Source organism: Mycobacterium sp. 1165196.3 (genome assembly GCF_001673415.1).
Taxonomy (GTDB): domain Bacteria; phylum Actinomycetota; class Actinomycetes; order Mycobacteriales; family Mycobacteriaceae; genus Mycobacterium; species Mycobacterium europaeum_A.
The window spans coordinates 13,301-28,460 of record NZ_LZLU01000184.1 but is presented as its reverse complement, the minus strand read 5'-3'; the positions used below and the strand labels follow the sequence as shown (position 1 = coordinate 28,460).

General features: G+C 69.8%; 13 protein-coding genes, 1 tRNA gene and 1 other RNA gene. 6 read left to right on the top strand and 9 right to left on the bottom strand.

The window, feature by feature from the left end; translation table 11 throughout:
• Positions 1–36 precede the first annotated feature (36 nt).
• Complete coding sequence (locus A5659_RS19575; RefSeq protein WP_067183573.1) at positions 37–1,176, bottom strand: hypothetical protein; 1,140 nt, start codon at positions 1,174–1,176, stop codon at positions 37–39.
• The gene (locus A5659_RS19570) at positions 1,173–2,501 is read right to left on the bottom strand and encodes a hypothetical protein (protein WP_066868294.1); all 1,329 of its coding nucleotides are present in this window, start codon (positions 2,499–2,501) and stop codon (positions 1,173–1,175) included. The genes A5659_RS19575 and A5659_RS19570 overlap by 4 nt, the downstream gene beginning before the upstream one ends.
• Positions 2,502–2,545: 44 nt before the next feature.
• On the opposite strand from A5659_RS19570, the gene A5659_RS19565 reads away from it, so the two are divergent.
• The gene (locus A5659_RS19565; protein WP_066868296.1) at positions 2,546–2,884 is read left to right on the top strand and encodes a hypothetical protein; all 339 of its coding nucleotides are present in this window, start codon (positions 2,546–2,548) and stop codon (positions 2,882–2,884) included.
• Between the two features lie 3 nt (positions 2,885–2,887).
• On the opposite strand, the gene A5659_RS19560 is transcribed toward A5659_RS19565, so the two are convergent.
• From A5659_RS19560 to A5659_RS19550, 3 genes are all read right to left on the bottom strand, one after another.
• Entirely contained in the window at positions 2,888–4,273 is a 1,386-nt protein-coding gene (locus A5659_RS19560) for a CHAT domain-containing protein (RefSeq protein WP_067183570.1), read from the bottom strand.
• On the bottom strand, positions 4,270–6,003 hold the full coding sequence (locus A5659_RS19555) for a hypothetical protein (RefSeq protein ID WP_067183566.1): 1,734 nt from the start codon (positions 6,001–6,003) through the stop codon (positions 4,270–4,272). The genes A5659_RS19560 and A5659_RS19555 overlap by 4 nt, the downstream gene beginning before the upstream one ends.
• 97 nt (positions 6,004–6,100) lie before the next feature.
• The gene (locus A5659_RS19550) at positions 6,101–6,559 is read right to left on the bottom strand and encodes a lipoprotein LpqH (RefSeq protein WP_197498105.1); all 459 of its coding nucleotides are present in this window, start codon (positions 6,557–6,559) and stop codon (positions 6,101–6,103) included.
• A 175-nt stretch (positions 6,560–6,734) separates the two neighbouring features.
• Here A5659_RS19550 and A5659_RS19545 point away from each other — a divergent pair, with 175 nt between their 5' ends.
• The gene (locus A5659_RS19545) at positions 6,735–7,115 is read left to right on the top strand and encodes a hypothetical protein (RefSeq protein WP_066868304.1); all 381 of its coding nucleotides are present in this window, start codon (positions 6,735–6,737) and stop codon (positions 7,113–7,115) included.
• Between the two features lie 8 nt (positions 7,116–7,123).
• Complete coding sequence (locus A5659_RS19540) at positions 7,124–7,870, top strand: enoyl-CoA hydratase/isomerase family protein (protein ID WP_067183561.1); 747 nt, start codon at positions 7,124–7,126, stop codon at positions 7,868–7,870.
• Here A5659_RS19540 and A5659_RS19535 read toward each other — a convergent pair whose 3' ends face one another.
• Both A5659_RS19535 and A5659_RS19530 read right to left on the bottom strand, forming a co-directional pair.
• Positions 7,871–8,695: a hypothetical protein gene (locus A5659_RS19535; protein ID WP_067183558.1), complete on the bottom strand. Its 825-nt coding sequence runs from the start codon at positions 8,693–8,695 to the stop codon at positions 7,871–7,873.
• An 88-nt stretch (positions 8,696–8,783) separates the two neighbouring features.
• Positions 8,784–8,872 (bottom strand) — tRNA-Ser (locus A5659_RS19530).
• Positions 8,873–8,948: 76 nt separating this feature from the next.
• On the opposite strand from A5659_RS19530, the gene ffs reads away from it, so the two are divergent.
• The 3 genes from ffs (at position 8,949) to A5659_RS19515 (ending at position 12,425) form a co-directional block, all read left to right on the top strand.
• Positions 8,949–9,045: signal recognition particle sRNA small type (gene ffs / locus A5659_RS19525), an RNA gene on the top strand.
• Between the two features lie 160 nt (positions 9,046–9,205).
• Complete coding sequence (locus A5659_RS19520) at positions 9,206–10,498, top strand: aminotransferase class I/II-fold pyridoxal phosphate-dependent enzyme (protein WP_156749051.1); 1,293 nt, start codon at positions 9,206–9,208, stop codon at positions 10,496–10,498.
• Positions 10,499–10,550: 52 nt separating this feature from the next.
• The gene (locus A5659_RS19515) at positions 10,551–12,425 is read left to right on the top strand and encodes a DNA polymerase III subunits gamma/tau (RefSeq protein WP_067183553.1); all 1,875 of its coding nucleotides are present in this window, start codon (positions 10,551–10,553) and stop codon (positions 12,423–12,425) included.
• 14 nt (positions 12,426–12,439) lie between these two features.
• Here the strand turns inward: A5659_RS19515 and A5659_RS19510 are convergent, their stop codons facing one another.
• Both A5659_RS19510 and A5659_RS19505 read right to left on the bottom strand, forming a co-directional pair.
• On the bottom strand, positions 12,440–13,750 hold the full coding sequence (locus A5659_RS19510; RefSeq protein ID WP_197498101.1) for a class I SAM-dependent methyltransferase: 1,311 nt from the start codon (positions 13,748–13,750) through the stop codon (positions 12,440–12,442).
• Positions 13,747–15,138, bottom strand: a complete 1,392-nt coding sequence (locus A5659_RS19505) for an FAD-binding oxidoreductase (RefSeq protein WP_067183599.1) — start codon at positions 15,136–15,138, stop codon at positions 13,747–13,749. The genes A5659_RS19510 and A5659_RS19505 overlap by 4 nt, the downstream gene beginning before the upstream one ends.
• Positions 15,139–15,160 lie beyond the last annotated feature (22 nt).

The following is a 15,160-nucleotide window of genomic DNA, read 5'->3' as shown; positions in this document are numbered from 1 at the left end:
GCTCAGCATAGGGAATGACCGGGGTTCTTAGTAGGCCTAATAGGCAGATTCCGAGGCCAATATTTCGGCGAGGAAGGCGTCGCGCGGCGGCCGATCCAGCCGCGACCGAGCCCAGCGCCGCACCCGCTCCCGGATCTGCGGGGATTCCGTGGTTTCTGCGCCCACCAGAACCGAGGTCGCCGACCAGTCGTGGTCCCAGGCCGCCGACTCCGTCAGGGGGCGCCCCTGGCCGTCGGCGAGCTGGACGGTTGCGCGGCCGGTGGCGTCCAGGGTGCCGCGGCCCTCGATGGCTGCGGAACGCAGCCGCACCGCGATGCCGGTGGCCGGGTCCGGCCCGATGACGGCGGCCTGCACCACGGCGACGACCGTCGAGTCGCGGGCCTCGATGCTCCAGTCGACGGTGTTTTCGCCGGCATCGAAGACCGCGGGCGCAACCCCGCTCCAGGCGATGGTGGCGACACCACGGGCTATCGCGCCCGCGCCGCGCGGACCCGCGCCCGCGCCGGCGGCCAGCGCGTAGTCATCGCGGCGATCGGTGGGCAATGCCAGAACGAAACTCGAATCATCAAGCGCCGCAGTGAGTTCAGACCATTCGTCGCCACCGACGCCGACCTCTTCGGCGAGGCCGGCGCCGGCCCGGACCAGGTCTACGACGCGTGAATCATCGCTGCGCACCTGGCTCATCAGCGCGGCGGCGTGCGGCGCAAGCAGCTGTGTCACATCCGAATCCAGCGTGTCGTCGGCGAAGAAGCCCTGCGCGCCGGCGGTCAGCAGCGCAACCTCGACGTCAAGCAGCGCGCGGTCCAGGCCGGCGAGTCCGTCTTGCCTGCTGGCGGGCCACCACCGGCGCAGCCAATGGCCGGTGGCGAGCCTGCGCAGGGGGGCGACCGAGCCCGGCGCTGGGTCGACGCCCACGAGCTCGATCGTGCGCGGTGGACCCGTCTCGCCGCCCACGGCCGACACCAGCGCGACGTGTCCGGCTTCACCGAGGACGCGCCACAACCAGTCCGCGCGCGACACGTCGGTGAACGTGAGGTGCGGCGCCGCGCCGTCGGGGTCGTCCACCGTCCACGACAGCACCGCACCGCTGACCTCCAGCAGGGCGATCAGAGGCGTTGCGGCAGCGGGGTTTACCGGCCCTGTGCTCCAAAGCCCGGAATCGGCAACCAGTCTCATCCGGCCACCTGCAATTCCAGCATCGCTTTGATTCGCTGCCGGTGATCCAGACTCACCGACCGGGCCACCCCGTCCAGCAGCGCGCGCACGTCGTCGACGTCGTCACAGCGTTCCTGCCAGACGTCACGTCCGTGCAGCCGCGCCCACAGCCGGCTCAGGTAGGGCTGCGCGAAGGCCGCGAGATCGTCGACCACTTGCCGTTGCCGTGGATGAATCGGGCCGTTCTCGGCCAGATACCGCCGGGCGTGCAACACGTACGCTTCCTTGCGCAGCCGCGCCTGTATCTGCGTGGCCAGGTCGTAGCGGCACGATGCGGACGGGTCCAGCGGAGCCAGCTCGACCGCGACCTCGATGCCGGCCACCAGCGTGGCTTGGTTGTCCTCGGCCAGCAACCCCCATGGCGCGCAGGCCCGGTCGACCTCTTCCTCGCACAACATGGGGATTTCGGGTAACGCGTCACGATCCAGGGCGCGTCGCAGGGTCGCCCGCACCCGGTCCACCACACTGCGATCCAGCGGGCGATCACCGTCGGCACCCGGTGAAATCGCCGGAGGGCGTTGCGGGGCAACCGAACTCAGTCCCAGCTCGACGATCGACCAGGGCAATTGGCCGGTATCGGTGCGGGCCAGCGCGCCCAGGTTATACGGGGTGGGGTCGGTGATCATCGCCGACCAGGCGCGCTGACGGGCCGCCGCGGCGCCATGGCCGGCGACCGCACCCAACACCGTGCCGAGCTCGGCCCGCAACGGCTCGATGACGGCTTCTCCCGCCCGGACGTCGCGCCAACTGCGTTCCAACTGTTCGGCCAGCGTGGCAACGACATCGGCATCGGCCACGTATCGATGCAGGACCTCGATCGCGGTGCGATCGCGATCGCGGTGGATCTCGCCGAGCACTGCCGCCGCGGTCTCGTAATCCTGCGGCGTCGGTGGGCCTTTCGTCACGGCGAGTTCGAAGCAGACCGGGAAATACAGTTCCTGGGCGTTCCCGGTGCGAATCCGCTGCCTGCGGCGCTCGAGCTTGAGCGCCTCGAACCAGGCTGCGGCCGAACGCAATTCGGAGCCGCAGCCGACGATGAGATCGTGCATGGCCGCCGCCGTCTCGGGCGTGACGACCGGGGCCGAATAGCCGGGATTGGATCGCAGCCGCAGCACCAACGGGTCGAGGATGCGTTTGACGGTCCGGCTCAACGGGCCGCCGTCATCACCGCTGAGCACCTCCACGCCGGGGCCGATGGCCCGCCACGCCGCCTCGATCACCGAGCGCCGCGGATGGCCCGCCGCCTCGCCCGCCGCGGCGGGCGCTACCTGCGGGTCGGCGCTCATCTGCACAGAATAGGGCCATCGCAAACTTTGCGGCAGCCATAAAGTTGGGTTCGGTAGCCGGTGCGCGGCGGGACGCTGATCGCATGAACACACTGTTGCCGCTGGCCGACTGGCTCCGGTCGCGCCGCCGTCGCGACGCCGGAAATCGCACCGTGGGGGTCGGCACCGTGCGCAAGGTCAAGCGCCAGGTCTTCATCGAGGTGGTGGCCGTTTCGGGCGAGACGTTCATCGGCAAGCTGGCGCGATGCGACGGTGGCCCGGACCTGTCCGTGCTGCGGCCGGGCCTGGTCGTGCTGGTGGCCTTCGATCCGACGGCCCGCGAGGAGCTTTCGCTGCCCGACGACGTGCTGGCCGTACACGCGGCCTGGGTGGCCTCGCTGTGAGCGCTACCGCGCGCCGTCCACGGCGAACGTGACCAAGGCCGCCCAATACAGCGGGCTGGCCTCGACATCACCGTCGCGCCAGCGCCGCATCCGCTCCCGCTGCCACCGATTCACCGCGCATCCCGCCTCCTCGGCGGTGTCGTGGGCGGTGTCCACGGCAGCCACCAGATCGGCCATCGGATCGCCCGGCTGGTCGCCGACAGTGTCGGTCGACCCGGTGAATTGCCGGTAGGCGGCGGTCGTCGGCAGCGACCACAACGTCGCGGTCACCAGCTGCGCGCCGTTCAGGATCATCGCCGCCACCAGCCCGGTGGCCTCGTCGAACTGATAGTCACCGCCCGATCCGCAGGCCAGCAGCGCTACCCGGGGCGGCATCGGCAACCGCAGGGTCATCAGGTCGGAGGCGGTCAGTGGGCGATGGTCGCCGATCGCGTCGGCATCGCCGGGGATGTCCGCCGTATCGGCCAAATGCAGGGCCGCCCGGTCCGCCCGGGTCGGGTGATCGTGCTGGTCGTCCGCCGAACTCGCATGCCCGACGTAGAGCAGTCGGCACGGGTGCTGACCGAGCAGGCCGGCGAGCCACCCGCGGTCGGCGTCCTGGCGGCGGAACAGGTCGACGCTGGTGTCGGCGTGTGGCAGCACGGGCCGGCGCCGCATGACGGCGGCGAAGTGCTGCGCCACCGGCGTGTCCGGCGCGGGCCGACCCAACACCGATCCGAGGGCGGAATCGGGCCGTTGACCAGGCACCCGAGGATCCAGAATCAGCAGCGGTGGCCCATCACGCCGGGCCTCCCAGTCGCCCGGCGTGCGCGGCGAGTGCACGATGTTGGGCGGCACCGCCATCAGCACGTCGACCAGTTCCATCAACCGATGGCCGTCGGTCAATTCCGCGATTTCGGCTAGCCGCCAGGGGATTTGGGCCGCGGTGCGGCCGCTGGAGGTGATCGCATCCTGGCGCGCACGCACCAGTTCTTCCTTGCTCGGACCCGATTTCGGGATCGCCAGCAGCCCCCACGGCACCCGGGCCAGCCGTGCGCTGGGCGAGACGAACAGCACCGCCCGCGGCGAGGCCGCGCATTCGGCCAGCAGCTGCCACCCCGCCGTGCCGATGAGCAACACCCCGAGGATGTAGGCGACTGTGAGTTCGGTGTCCGGCGTGGCGAACGGTCCCGTGGTCAGCGCGCGCTCGATGGCGTCGCGCCGGCTTTCGGCGCCGTGCGGCTCGGGCAGGGCAGCGGTGAGTTCCTGCAGCGCGGCCAGCAGCAGCGGTTCTTCCAGCACCCAGGTGACGGTTCTCGACGGTTGGCCGACGATCCGCAGACTGGCGTAGGTGGCGATGCCGAGGTCGGCGTAGCGCAGCACCAGGGTCAGCCGGTCGGGCTCACTCATGGGAACGTCGACCAGGCGGGCTCGGCCGCGGTGACCTCGCGCCCGTAGCGCTGCAAAGCCAGCGCCCGATAGTGACTCAGGATCGGCGCCGCCCCCGGTTGCATTTGCAACGGCGGCAATGGGCCCAGCCTGGTCAGCGACGCGCCACCCGCAATCGGCGGGCCCGCGGCGGCCAGCGCGGCGGGCTCCGTTTCCGCCTCGACGGGAACCGATGCGACGGCCGTCGAAGCCCATTCGCCGATCCGCGGTCGCTGCAGCCCCTCGAAAGCGCCTCGCGCGCTGTGATATTCGACCAGCTCGCTGATCAGCGCGGTGTTCTCCCACTCCCAGGCGACCGCGAAGGCACCGGCCAGGATGGGCGCCGAGATGCCGGTGGCCCAGCGTGCCCGCGCATCGGCGTCGGCGATCGAATAACGCACCGAGTCGACCGCCAGGGCGGCCGGCACCTTGAGCTCGGCTGCCTGTTCGAGCTTGGACATTCCGCGCCAGTACTCCGGCGTGCCGACCTCGCCGCGCAGGATGCCGAGCCCCTCGGCCTGGCGCGCCTCGGTTTCCTGCAGCGTCTCGTCGGGGTCGCCCGAGCTGTCAAAACCCAGGTCGGCCAAAGCGTCGGCGCGCCAGACCGTTCCGAGCTGATTGTCCAGCTGGGCGTACTGCAGCCAGCTGCTGCGTGGCGAGGAGTCCAGCAATTCGCGGGCCTGCGCGATGAGCTCGACGGCGTCGGAAAAGCGGCTCCAGAAGATGGCGATCCAGCTGCGCTGCAACAGGATCCGATGCAGGGGCAGCGGCTTTCCCAGTTCGCGCCAGTGCCGTTCGGCATGTCCCCAGCATTCGTCGGCGGCTTCCAGGGCACCGGATCCCAGCCGGGTGAGTCCCAGGTACAGCCAGCACCGGGCGACGTCGTTGGCCCGGTCGTGGCGGGCGATGACGGGGTAGGCCTGACCGACAAGTTCCTCGGTGCCGGCATGGTCGTTGGCCGCCCAGCGCGCCGCCGCGCGCTCCAATTGCGCTCCGGCTGTGGCCAGTTCCCAACCCTTGGCCGCCGCCCGCGCTTCGGCGCGGCGCAGCCACGGCTCGGCCTCCTTCAACCGCCCCGTCTCCACGCAGAACCTGCCGTACCCGGTGGCGCCGGTGATCCACAGGTGGTCGGCGCGCTCACCACCATCGCCGGCTTGACCGATGTTGTCAAGAACCTGTTCCCACAACGGAACTGACCGCACATGCAGGTCGTCGTCGCACAACGCGGTGGCGCACCGGATCCGCGCGTGGGTGCACAGGTACCGGTGTTCGCCGGCGAGGTCGGGGTGGTCTTCTCCGGAGTCGTTGGCGCACAACGACTCCAGCCCGGCCGCCGCGGCCTCGTGATCGCCCAGCGCGGCGGCCAACCCGGTGCGCAGGAACTGCGCCCGTCGCGAGTACCGGCGGGTCATCCGCGCAATCTCACCGTCGGACAGTCGCACCCGCTCGGCCGCATCCGGCATCGTGCCCGCGGCGATAGCGGCGTAGATCGCCAGGCAGTCTTCGATGCGCCGGACGGATTCGCGGACCCCGTCGTACGCCCCGCGCGCCAGGTAGATCTCGCCAAGCTGCCCAAGGGCTTCCAGCATGAGGTCATCCCGGTCGTCGCGTTCGATCCGCGGAATCAGCGACAGCAGCAGTTCGCGGGCACCGGACTCATCGGCGGCGAACGCCAAACGACGCGCCTTGTCCAATTCGTCCGGGATCGACACGGCTGCATCATAAGTCCGCGGGTGCTGCCTGGTTGGCCAAACCGCGAGCGGCGGACGCGTGAGTGAGGCACGTCCGCCGCTCGAGGGCCGCAACCGATCAGCCGCAGGACACCTTGATGTTGAAGTCCTTGGTGATCATTCCCGCCATCGGGTTCTTCATGTCGGCGCCCTGCGCCTGACCGGTGATGGTGTAGGTCTTGCCGTCCACCGCGACGTTGGCCGAACCCACCTTCGCGCCCATGTTGTCGCTGACCGCCAGGGCGTTGCCGTCGACAACCAGGGCCAGCGACTGCACCTTCGGGTTGGCCTCGTCGGTGAGCACCACGGCCAGCGCCTGCTGGGCGCCGCCAGTGGAGCCGCTGCCGATGTTGATCTTGCCGCCGGTCCGCACGCAGGTCACCGACGCGGGGTTCACGCCCGCGAGGTCGGTACCGCCCACCTTGACCTGCGCGCTGGTGCCCGTGGAGGCGCTGGGCGCCGTGCTCGACGCCGGTGCGGCCGAGTGGCCGCCGCTCGAGCACCCCACCAGGGCCACTGAAGCCGCGGCGCAGCCCAGGGTCCCAATCGCAGCTGCGAGAAGACGTTTCACTTGTGGTTCCTTCCTTCGTGCGCCGCCCCGATGGCGTCGTCCTGGCGTCAGTACAGACCGCGACAGCCGCTACCGATCCCAAATTTCGGCCGGCCCGGCGGTAGGCTGCGTCGGTGTCGGAGCCGGCGAAGGGAGTACCGCAATGCTCAGCGTGAAATGGCTGGAAAAGCCTGAGGCCCATGACTTTCCGGCCGCAGCGGACTACCTCAGCATGCTTGCGGGCGCACAAACCGTGAAAAAGGCGATCAAAAAGCTCAAGTCCGGGACGGTGACACACCGCAAGGCCAAGGACATTCTGCGGGCGGCGCGGCTGGGCCTGCTGCCGGTGGACAATCCGCACGTCGCCGCGGACCTGACCAAGATCGAGAAGGGCCTGCCGCTGTCACCCATCCTGCTGGTGCGCGGTGACTTCCGCACCGGGGTTCCGGTGCAGATCGCCGACGGGTACCACCGCGTCTGTGCGAGTTATCACACCGACGAGAACACGGACATTCCCGTGGTCCTCGCGGCCATCGGCGGCTGAACGAAGGGATGATCGTGATCGACATCGACACCGTGGGATCCGTGCAGGTGCTGACCCTGTCGTCGGGTCCGGTCAACGCCCAGGATGTCGAGCTGCTCGAAGAGCTGGCTTCGGCGGTGAACGAGCTGGCGCGTTCGGACGCCGGTGCGCTGGTCGTCACCGGTGCCGGCCGCGCCTTCAGCGCCGGCGTCGACCTCAACCGAGTGGTGCAGGGCGGCGCCGGCTACACCGATCGGCTGGTCCCCGCGCTGTCCGCGGCCTTCGAGGCGATGTTCGGCTATCCGGGACCCACCGTCGCCGCGATCAACGGCGCCGCCATCGCGGGCGGCTGCGTCCTGGCGTGCGCCTGCGACCGCCGCCTGATCAGCCCGCAGGCGCAGATCGGCGCGGCCGAGGTGCGCGTCGGGGTCCCGTTCCCCGTCGCCGCGCTGGAGGTCATGCGTTACGCGTGCGGGGTGCACGCCGACGAGGTGCTGCTGGGCGGCCGCAACTATCGGGGCGCGGAGGCGGTGGCCCGCGGACTGGCCCACCGCGTCGTCGACGACGAGCTCCTCGCGGCGGCGCTGGCGGAGGCGTCGGACCTGGGCAGCATCCCGCCCGACGCCTACCGGCAGACCAAGACCCAGTTGCATGCCCCGACGACGGCGCGGATCCAGGAGGCCCGCGGTGTGGATGACGAGGTTCGCCGGATGTGGGGCACGGACGAGACGCTGGGACGGATCGCCGCCTATGTGGAGCGGCTGCGGCGCCGCTGACTAGTTCTCGTCGACGGTTTCGTCCAGGGCGACACCGGTCGGCGTGCGCCTGCGCCGCATTCGGTGCGACCCCTTGCCGGTCGGGCGCCGGTTACGCAACTTGGCCCGCGACTCGTCGGGCTCGTCGCCCTCGGCCGCTTCGGCGTCCTCGATCGATGTTGCCTCGGTTGCCGGCTCCGGCTTGGGCTCGGTGGCCACGGCGGGTTCCGCGGCCGGCTCAGCCTGGTCGGCGTCCGCGGTCTCTTCGACTTCCCCGGCGGCGGTCTCCTCCTCGTCCGCCTCGTCGGCTTCGTCCGCCTCGGCCTCGTCGGCGGCCGTCTCGGTGTCGGCCTCCTCGCCCTTCTTGCGCCGCACGCGACGCTTCTTGGGCTTCTTCGCCTTGATCGGTTTGGGCGGCGGCGGGGGCAGCTCGGCGACGAAGGAGAGGTAGAAGGCGAAAAAGCCGAGCAACGCGATCGCGGCGGCGGCGCCGTAGATGCCGAACAGCCACCGCCCGGCGGCGTCCAGGCTCAGCCAGATCTCGCTGATCGCCGTCCCGATGATCAGCACACCGGCCAGCACGTGGGCCACGATCGACCAGATCCTGATGGACAAGGCCAGCTGCGGCGTCCCCAGCTCGGGCTTGCGGGTGCGCAGCTGGGTAAACACCACCGGCAGCGCCGCGAGCGCAATGAGGGCGCCCGTCACAATGCGCAGCGCCATCCCCAGCGTGCGTGAGGTGTCGCCCATCAGCTCCGGCCAGCGGGGCAACACGAAGAAGAAGTAGAGGGCGCCGGCAGCGAGGGCGAACACCAGGTGCCATGGCACGGCGATCTTGCGCCCCATACCCCTCCTCGTGCTGGTGAATTCACGCCAGCCTAAGGCGGCCGACCCGAATCCATATCAATTCGTACCTGTCCGCTAGGCGGACAAATGGCGGAGGATGCGGGATTTGAACCCGCGAGGGCTGTTAACCCAACCCGCGTTCCAGGCGAGCGCCATAGGCCACTAGGCGAATCCTCCGTGGCCATGGTAACCGAGGGCCCAACGGCCGCCGCCAGTTGCTCGTCGTCCACCCCGGGGCAGGTATTAGACTCATCGCTGGACCCCGCGCGGCGTCTATCCTGTGAACTCCCCCAGGGCCGGAAGGCAGCAAGGGTCAATGGGCTCTGTCGGGTGCGCGGGGTCCCCTAGGTCAAATGGGTGCCGACCCGCTGCGCGCGGGGCTGCCGCGCTTGCGATCGCCGCTATGCATCATCGGTGACGACCCGCCGCGCCCGGTCCCCCCGCAAGCGGGAGGTACCCCCGGCGCCGCGCTTGCGGCCGCCACCAATGCCGACAGCGAAAGGGTTCACGGTGTCGCTGGAGTCCCTCACCCCGGCCGAGCTCGCGGCCGCAAACGCCCGCCACCAGCAGGATTACGCGGCCCTGCAGGCCAAGAAGCTTTCTCTGGACCTGACCCGCGGGAAACCGGCCCCCGCCCAGCTGGACCTGTCCAACCAGCTGCTGAGCCTGCCCGGCGACGACTACCGCGACAGCGAGGGGACCGACACCCGCAACTACGGCGGCCTGCACGGCCTGCCCGAACTGCGGGCCATCTTCGGCGAGCTGCTCGGCATCCCGGTGCAGAACCTGATCGCGGGCAACAACTCCAGCCTGGAACTGATGCACGACCTCGTCGCCTTCTCGATGCTGTACGGCGGCGTGGACTCGCAGCGGCCCTGGAAGGACGAACCGACCGTCAAGTTCCTGTGCCCCGTCCCCGGCTACGACCGGCACTTCGCCATCACCGAGACGATGGGCATCGAGATGATCCCCGTCCCGGTGCTGTCCGACGGGCCCGACGTCGACCTGATCGAAGAGCTGGTCGCCGCCGACCCGGCCATCAAGGGCATGTGGACGGTGCCGGTGTTCGGCAACCCGACCGGGGTCACCTACTCCTGGGACACCGTCCTGCGGCTGGTCCAGATGCGGACGGCGGCGCCGGACTTCCGGCTGTTCTGGGACAACGCCTATGCGGTGCACACTCTGACGCACGACTTCATCCGGCAGGTCGACGTGCTCGGGCTGGCGGCCGCCGCCGGCAACCCCCATCGCCCGTACGTGTTCGCATCCACCTCCAAGATCACCTTCGCCGGCGCCGGCGTGAGCTTCTTGGGCGGATCGCTGGGCAACATCGCGTGGTACCTGCAGTACGCGTCGAAGAAATCGATCGGACCCGACAAGGTCAACCAGCTGCGGCACCTGCGCTTCTTCCGCGACGCCGACGGCGTGCGCCTGCACATGCTGCGGCACCAGCAGATCCTGGCGCCCAAGTTCGCCCTGGCCGCCGAGATCCTGGATCAGCGGCTCAGCGACTCCAAAATCGCGTCCTGGACCGACCCCAAGGGCGGCTACTTCATCAGCCTCGACGTGCTGCCCGGCACGGCCAAGCGGACCGTCGCGCTGGCCAAGGACGCGGGTATCGCGGTGACCGAGGCCGGTGCGTCGTTCCCGTACCGGAAAGATCCGAAGGACACCAACATTCGGATCGCGCCGACCTTCCCGTCGCTGCCGGACCTGCGCGAGGCCGTCGACGGCCTGGCCACCTGCGCCTTGCTCGCGGCGTCGGAGTCGCTGCTGGCGTCGTCCGCCTCGAGTGTGAACTAGCCGACCCCGCCGGGCCGCATCGTCGTCGGCGGACGCCGGTAACCTGCTGACCGTGGCCCTCTACCGCAAATACCGACCGGCAACCTTCGCCGAAGTGGTGGGTCAGGAGCACGTCACCGAACCGCTGTCGATCGCCCTGGAAGCCGGCCGGATCAACCACGCGTATCTGTTCTCCGGGCCACGCGGCTGCGGGAAGACCTCCTCGGCGCGCATTCTGGCCCGCTCGCTGAACTGCGCGCAGGGGCCGACGGCCACCCCCTGCGGGGTCTGCGATTCCTGCCAGGCGCTGGCGCCCAACGCCCCCGGCAGCATCGACGTGGTCGAACTCGACGCCGCCAGCCACGGCGGTGTGGACGACACCCGCGAGCTGCGCGACCGCGCGTTCTACGCGCCGGCCCAGTCGCGCTACCGCGTGTTCATCGTCGACGAGGCGCACATGGTGACCACGGCGGGATTCAACGCGCTGCTCAAGATCGTCGAGGAGCCCCCCGAGCACCTGATCTTCATCTTCGCCACCACCGAACCGGAGAAGGTGCTGCCGACCATCCGGTCGCGCACCCATCACTACCCGTTCCGGCTGCTGCCGCCGAAGACCATGCGCGCGTTGATCGCTCGGATCTGCGAACAGGAGGGCGTCGCCGTCGACGACGCCGTCTACCCGCTGGTGATCCGCGCCGGCGGCGGCTCGCCCCGCGACACCCTTTCGGTGCTGGATCAGCTGGTGGCCGGCGCCGAAGGCGCCCACGTGACCTATCAGCGGGCGCTGGGCCTCCTCGGCGCCACCGACATGGCCCTGATCGACGACGCCGTGGACGCGCTCGCCGCCGCCGACGCCGCGGCGCTGTTCGGTGCGGTGGAGTCGGTGATCGATGCCGGCCACGACCCACGGCGTTTCGCCACCGATCTGCTGGAGCGGTTCCGCGACCTGATCCTGCTGCAGGCCGTCCCGGACGCGGCGAGCCGCGGCGTGGTGGACGCGCCGGAGGATGTGCTGGAGCGCATGCGTGAGCAGGCCACCCGGATCGGGCCGGCAACGCTGACCCGCTACGCCGAGGTGGTGCAGGCCGGGCTGGGGGAGATGCGCGGAGCCACCGCGCCGCGCCTGCTGCTCGAGGTCGTGTGCGCGCGACTGCTGCTGCCCTCGGCCAGTGACACCGAATCCGCCCTGCTGCAACGCGTCGAGCGCATCGAGACCCGGCTGGACATGTCCATTCCCGGCTCCGAGGCCACCGCCGCTGCGCCGCGCAGCGCGCCGGCGGCGGCCGAACCGGAGGCACCCGCCCGGTTCACCCGGCGGTCCGCGGCGGGCGCCGCCAAGCCCGAGCCGAAACCCGAGGCCAAGCCGGTCTCGGTCGCCGAACCGACCCCCGAGCCGCCCCCGGCGCCCGCGCCCGAACCGGCCGCGGCCCCGCCGCCGGCGGCCGAATCAGCCTCTGCGCCAGGCGAACTCAACACCGCCGCGGTGCGCAGCATGTGGCCGACGGTGCGCGAAAAGGTCCGTCAGCGCAGCCGCACCACCGAGGTGATGCTGGCCGGTGCGACCGTCCGGGCCCTCGAGGGCAACACGCTGGTGCTGAGCCATGAGTCGGCGCCGCTGGCCAAGAGGCTCTGCGAACAGCGCAACGCCGACGTCATCGCCGAAGCGCTCAAAGACGCGCTCGGCGTCAACTGGCGGGTGCGGTGTGAGGCGGGCGCGCCGGCCGCCGCGCCGACGGCCCCGCCCGCCGGCGGCGGAAGCGGCCCGGCCGTGCCCAGCGCGCCGGAGCCCGCACCCGACCCGGATTCCGCGCGGCGCGACGAAGAAGAGGAACACATGCTCGCCGAAGCGGTCCGCGACGAGCCGTCGGCGCCGCGCCGCGACCCCGAAGAGGTCGCGCTGGAATTGCTACAGAACGAGTTGGGCGCCCGCCGCATCGACAACGGCTAGCCGAGGCGGGCGGGTCAGGGCGTCCACCACGGCCGCAGCGGCAGGTTGTCGTCGCCGCGCGGGTCGACCTTGGCGGCCAGCACGTGATGCAGCTGAAGGTTGTTCTGTTCGAACGCCACCCGCGATGCCGCCATGTACAGGCCCCACACCTTGGCGGTCGGCAAGCCGACCTCGGCGACGGCCGCGTCCCAGTGCCCGACCAGATTGCGGCACCAGTCGCGCAGCGTCATCGCGTAGTGATGGCGGAAGTTCTCCGCGTGCAACACCTCGAAGCCCGCATCCTGGATGTCGCTGGTGATGCGGCCCGAGCCGGTCAGCTCCCCGTCCGGGAAGACGTAGCGATCGGTGAACCCGCCGGCGAACGAGGTCGAGGTGTTGTCGTGGCGGGTGATGCAGTGGTTGAGCAGCAGCCCGCCGGTGCGCAGCTTCGACTTCAGGAAGCCGAAGTAGGCGGGGTAGTTCTTGACGCCGATGTGCTCGGTCAGCCCGATCGAGGACACCGCGTCGAACCGCGTCTCGCCGACGTCGCGGTAGTCGGTGTGCCGCACCTCGGCCAGCTCGGTGAGGCCTTCGTCGGCGATCGCCCGCTGCGCCCACTTCGCCTGCTCGGCCGACAGGGTGGCGCCGATGGCCCGCACGCCGCGGCGCGCGGCGTAGCGCACCATCCCGCCCCAACCGCAGCCGACGTCGAGCAGCCGGTCGCCCGGCTGCAGCCGCAACTTCTCGAAGATCAGCCGGTACTTGTTCTGCTGGGCGTCCTCCAGCGTCGCCTCGGCGTTGGGATACACCGCGCAGGTATAGGTCATCGATGGGCCCAACACCAGTTCGTAGAAGGTGTTGGAGACGTCGTAGTGGTGGTGGATGGCCTCGGCGTCGCGGGTCTTGCTGTGCATCAACCCTTCGGTGACCCGGCGCCACCGCGGCCGGGTTTCCTGGGGTGGCGGTGACACCGGCAGCAACCGCTCGAAGCCCATCGAACGGACGACATTGGCCAGCACCCGTGCCGGTGGCCGCTTGAATTCGACCCGATCGGTCAGCGTCTTGAGCAGTTGGTAAGGATCACCCGGATGCACGCCGTATGCCTGCAGGTCGCCCGCCACATAGGCGCGGGCCAGGCCGAGCTCGCCGGGCGCGGTGGCCAGGTAGGTGGCGCCGCGGGGGGTCCGAAGGTCCAGGCCCAGTTCGGCGTCCTCGCTTCCGGCGGTGCTGCCGTCGTAGGCGGTGAACTTCAGCGGATGTCGGCCGGTCGCGGCGAAGACCTCCAGGATCTCGGCCATGCTGAGTTTGCCCGTCGACGAGCGGTGCGGTTCTTTTGTCGTCGTCATCGCCGTTGCACCGCCTTTGCGTAGAGGTCGAGTAAACGAGAATCGGGGTCATAGGTTTTCTTGACGGTGTTGTAGGCCTCGCCGCCGTACAACTCGTCGAAGTCCTCGCGGGAGTAGAACGAGTCGGAGTACAGCGACTTGTGCCCGTCGAGCTCGCTCACCTTGGCTTCGATCATCCGGTTGGTGGCGCCTTCGCATGGGCCGGCCGGCACCGACGACCAGAAGCCCACGTTGACGTAGGTGTGATCCGGCCGCATCGGGTACAGCGGCCAGCCGTCGTGGTCGCGCAGACGCAACGGGCACAACCAGATTGGCGTGATGGGGACGGCGTCGAGGAACCACTCCAAAAACTCGCAGGTCCGTTCGACCGGCACCTCGACGTCTTGCACCACCCGTTCGCGCGGTGGTCGGCCGTTGCGCTTCTCGATCCGGTCGGCGATGCCGAACCGCTGATCCAGCGCGATGAGCTTCCAGTAGAAGCTGCTGCGCCGGTAGCGGCGCGGCCACCAGCGGCGCAGCCGCGGGTCCTGGACGCCGAACGCGCGCGAGCACCAGAACCAATCGGTGTCCCAGCGCCAGAAGTAGTCGTTGATGGTCAGCCGGTCATCCTTGGTGGCTTCGACGCCCGCGGAGTCGTGCCGGATGGACTGGTAGTAGATGTCGCGGCCGGTGTAGTCGCTGACCGGGCCGGGAGTGGTGGTCCGCCGGCCCACACACAGGTAGCTTTCGTCGGCGCTGAAGACCACGCCGTCGAGGTAGTCCACCGGCGTCCCGCCCTGCCCGCCGGTGTCGATGATGCGTTCCATCGCCGCGACCAGATCCGGCAGCGAGCGGAATCGGACGTGACGCAGCGCCACGAACGGCGCGACCGGTTCCAGCTCGATCCGAAGCCGTGTCGAATAACCAAGCGTCCCATAGGAATTCGGGAAGGCACGGAAGAGGTCGGCGTGCTGGGTGCGCGACGCGGTGAGCAAATCGCCAGCGCCGGTGAGGATGTCCATCTCCAGCACGGATTCATGCGGGAGGCCGTTGCGAAACGACGACGACTCGATGCCCAGTCCGCTCACCGCGCCGCCGAGGGTGATGGTCTTGAGCTGGGGGACGACCAGTGGCGCAAGGCCGTACGGCAGCGTGGCGGCGACCAGGTCCGCGTACGTGCACATGCCGGCCACGTCGGCGGTGCGGGTTTCGGGATCCACGCTCAAAACCCCGGTCAGTCCCGACGTGTCCAGGCCGGGCGCATCGCGTTTGGTGCGGGCGCGGAACAGATTTGACGTCGGCTTGGCCAGCCGGACGGCAGACGTTGCCGGGATGGATCGATAACTTGCCATCATCCGGTCGACGCCGGACTTGTGGGCCGAGAGTGCAGATCCAAGGACAGGCACCAGATATACCCTAGTCTTCGACAAC

Coding starts and splice junctions, on each gene's coding strand:
- A5659_RS19535 (WP_067183558.1), bottom strand. CDS start 8,695: ATGGGGCGCAAGATCGCCGTGCCATGGCACCTGGTGTTCGCCCTCGCT.
- A5659_RS19575 (WP_067183573.1), bottom strand. CDS start 1,176: ATGAGACTGGTTGCCGATTCCGGGCTTTGGAGCACAGGGCCGGTAAAC.
- A5659_RS19540 (WP_067183561.1), top strand. CDS start 7,124: ATGATCGTGATCGACATCGACACCGTGGGATCCGTGCAGGTGCTGACC.
- A5659_RS19545 (WP_066868304.1), top strand. CDS start 6,735: ATGCTCAGCGTGAAATGGCTGGAAAAGCCTGAGGCCCATGACTTTCCG.
- A5659_RS19570 (WP_066868294.1), bottom strand. CDS start 2,501: ATGAGCGCCGACCCGCAGGTAGCGCCCGCCGCGGCGGGCGAGGCGGCG.
- A5659_RS19510 (WP_197498101.1), bottom strand. CDS start 13,750: ATGACGACGACAAAAGAACCGCACCGCTCGTCGACGGGCAAACTCAGC.
- A5659_RS19560 (WP_067183570.1), bottom strand. CDS start 4,273: ATGAGTGAGCCCGACCGGCTGACCCTGGTGCTGCGCTACGCCGACCTC.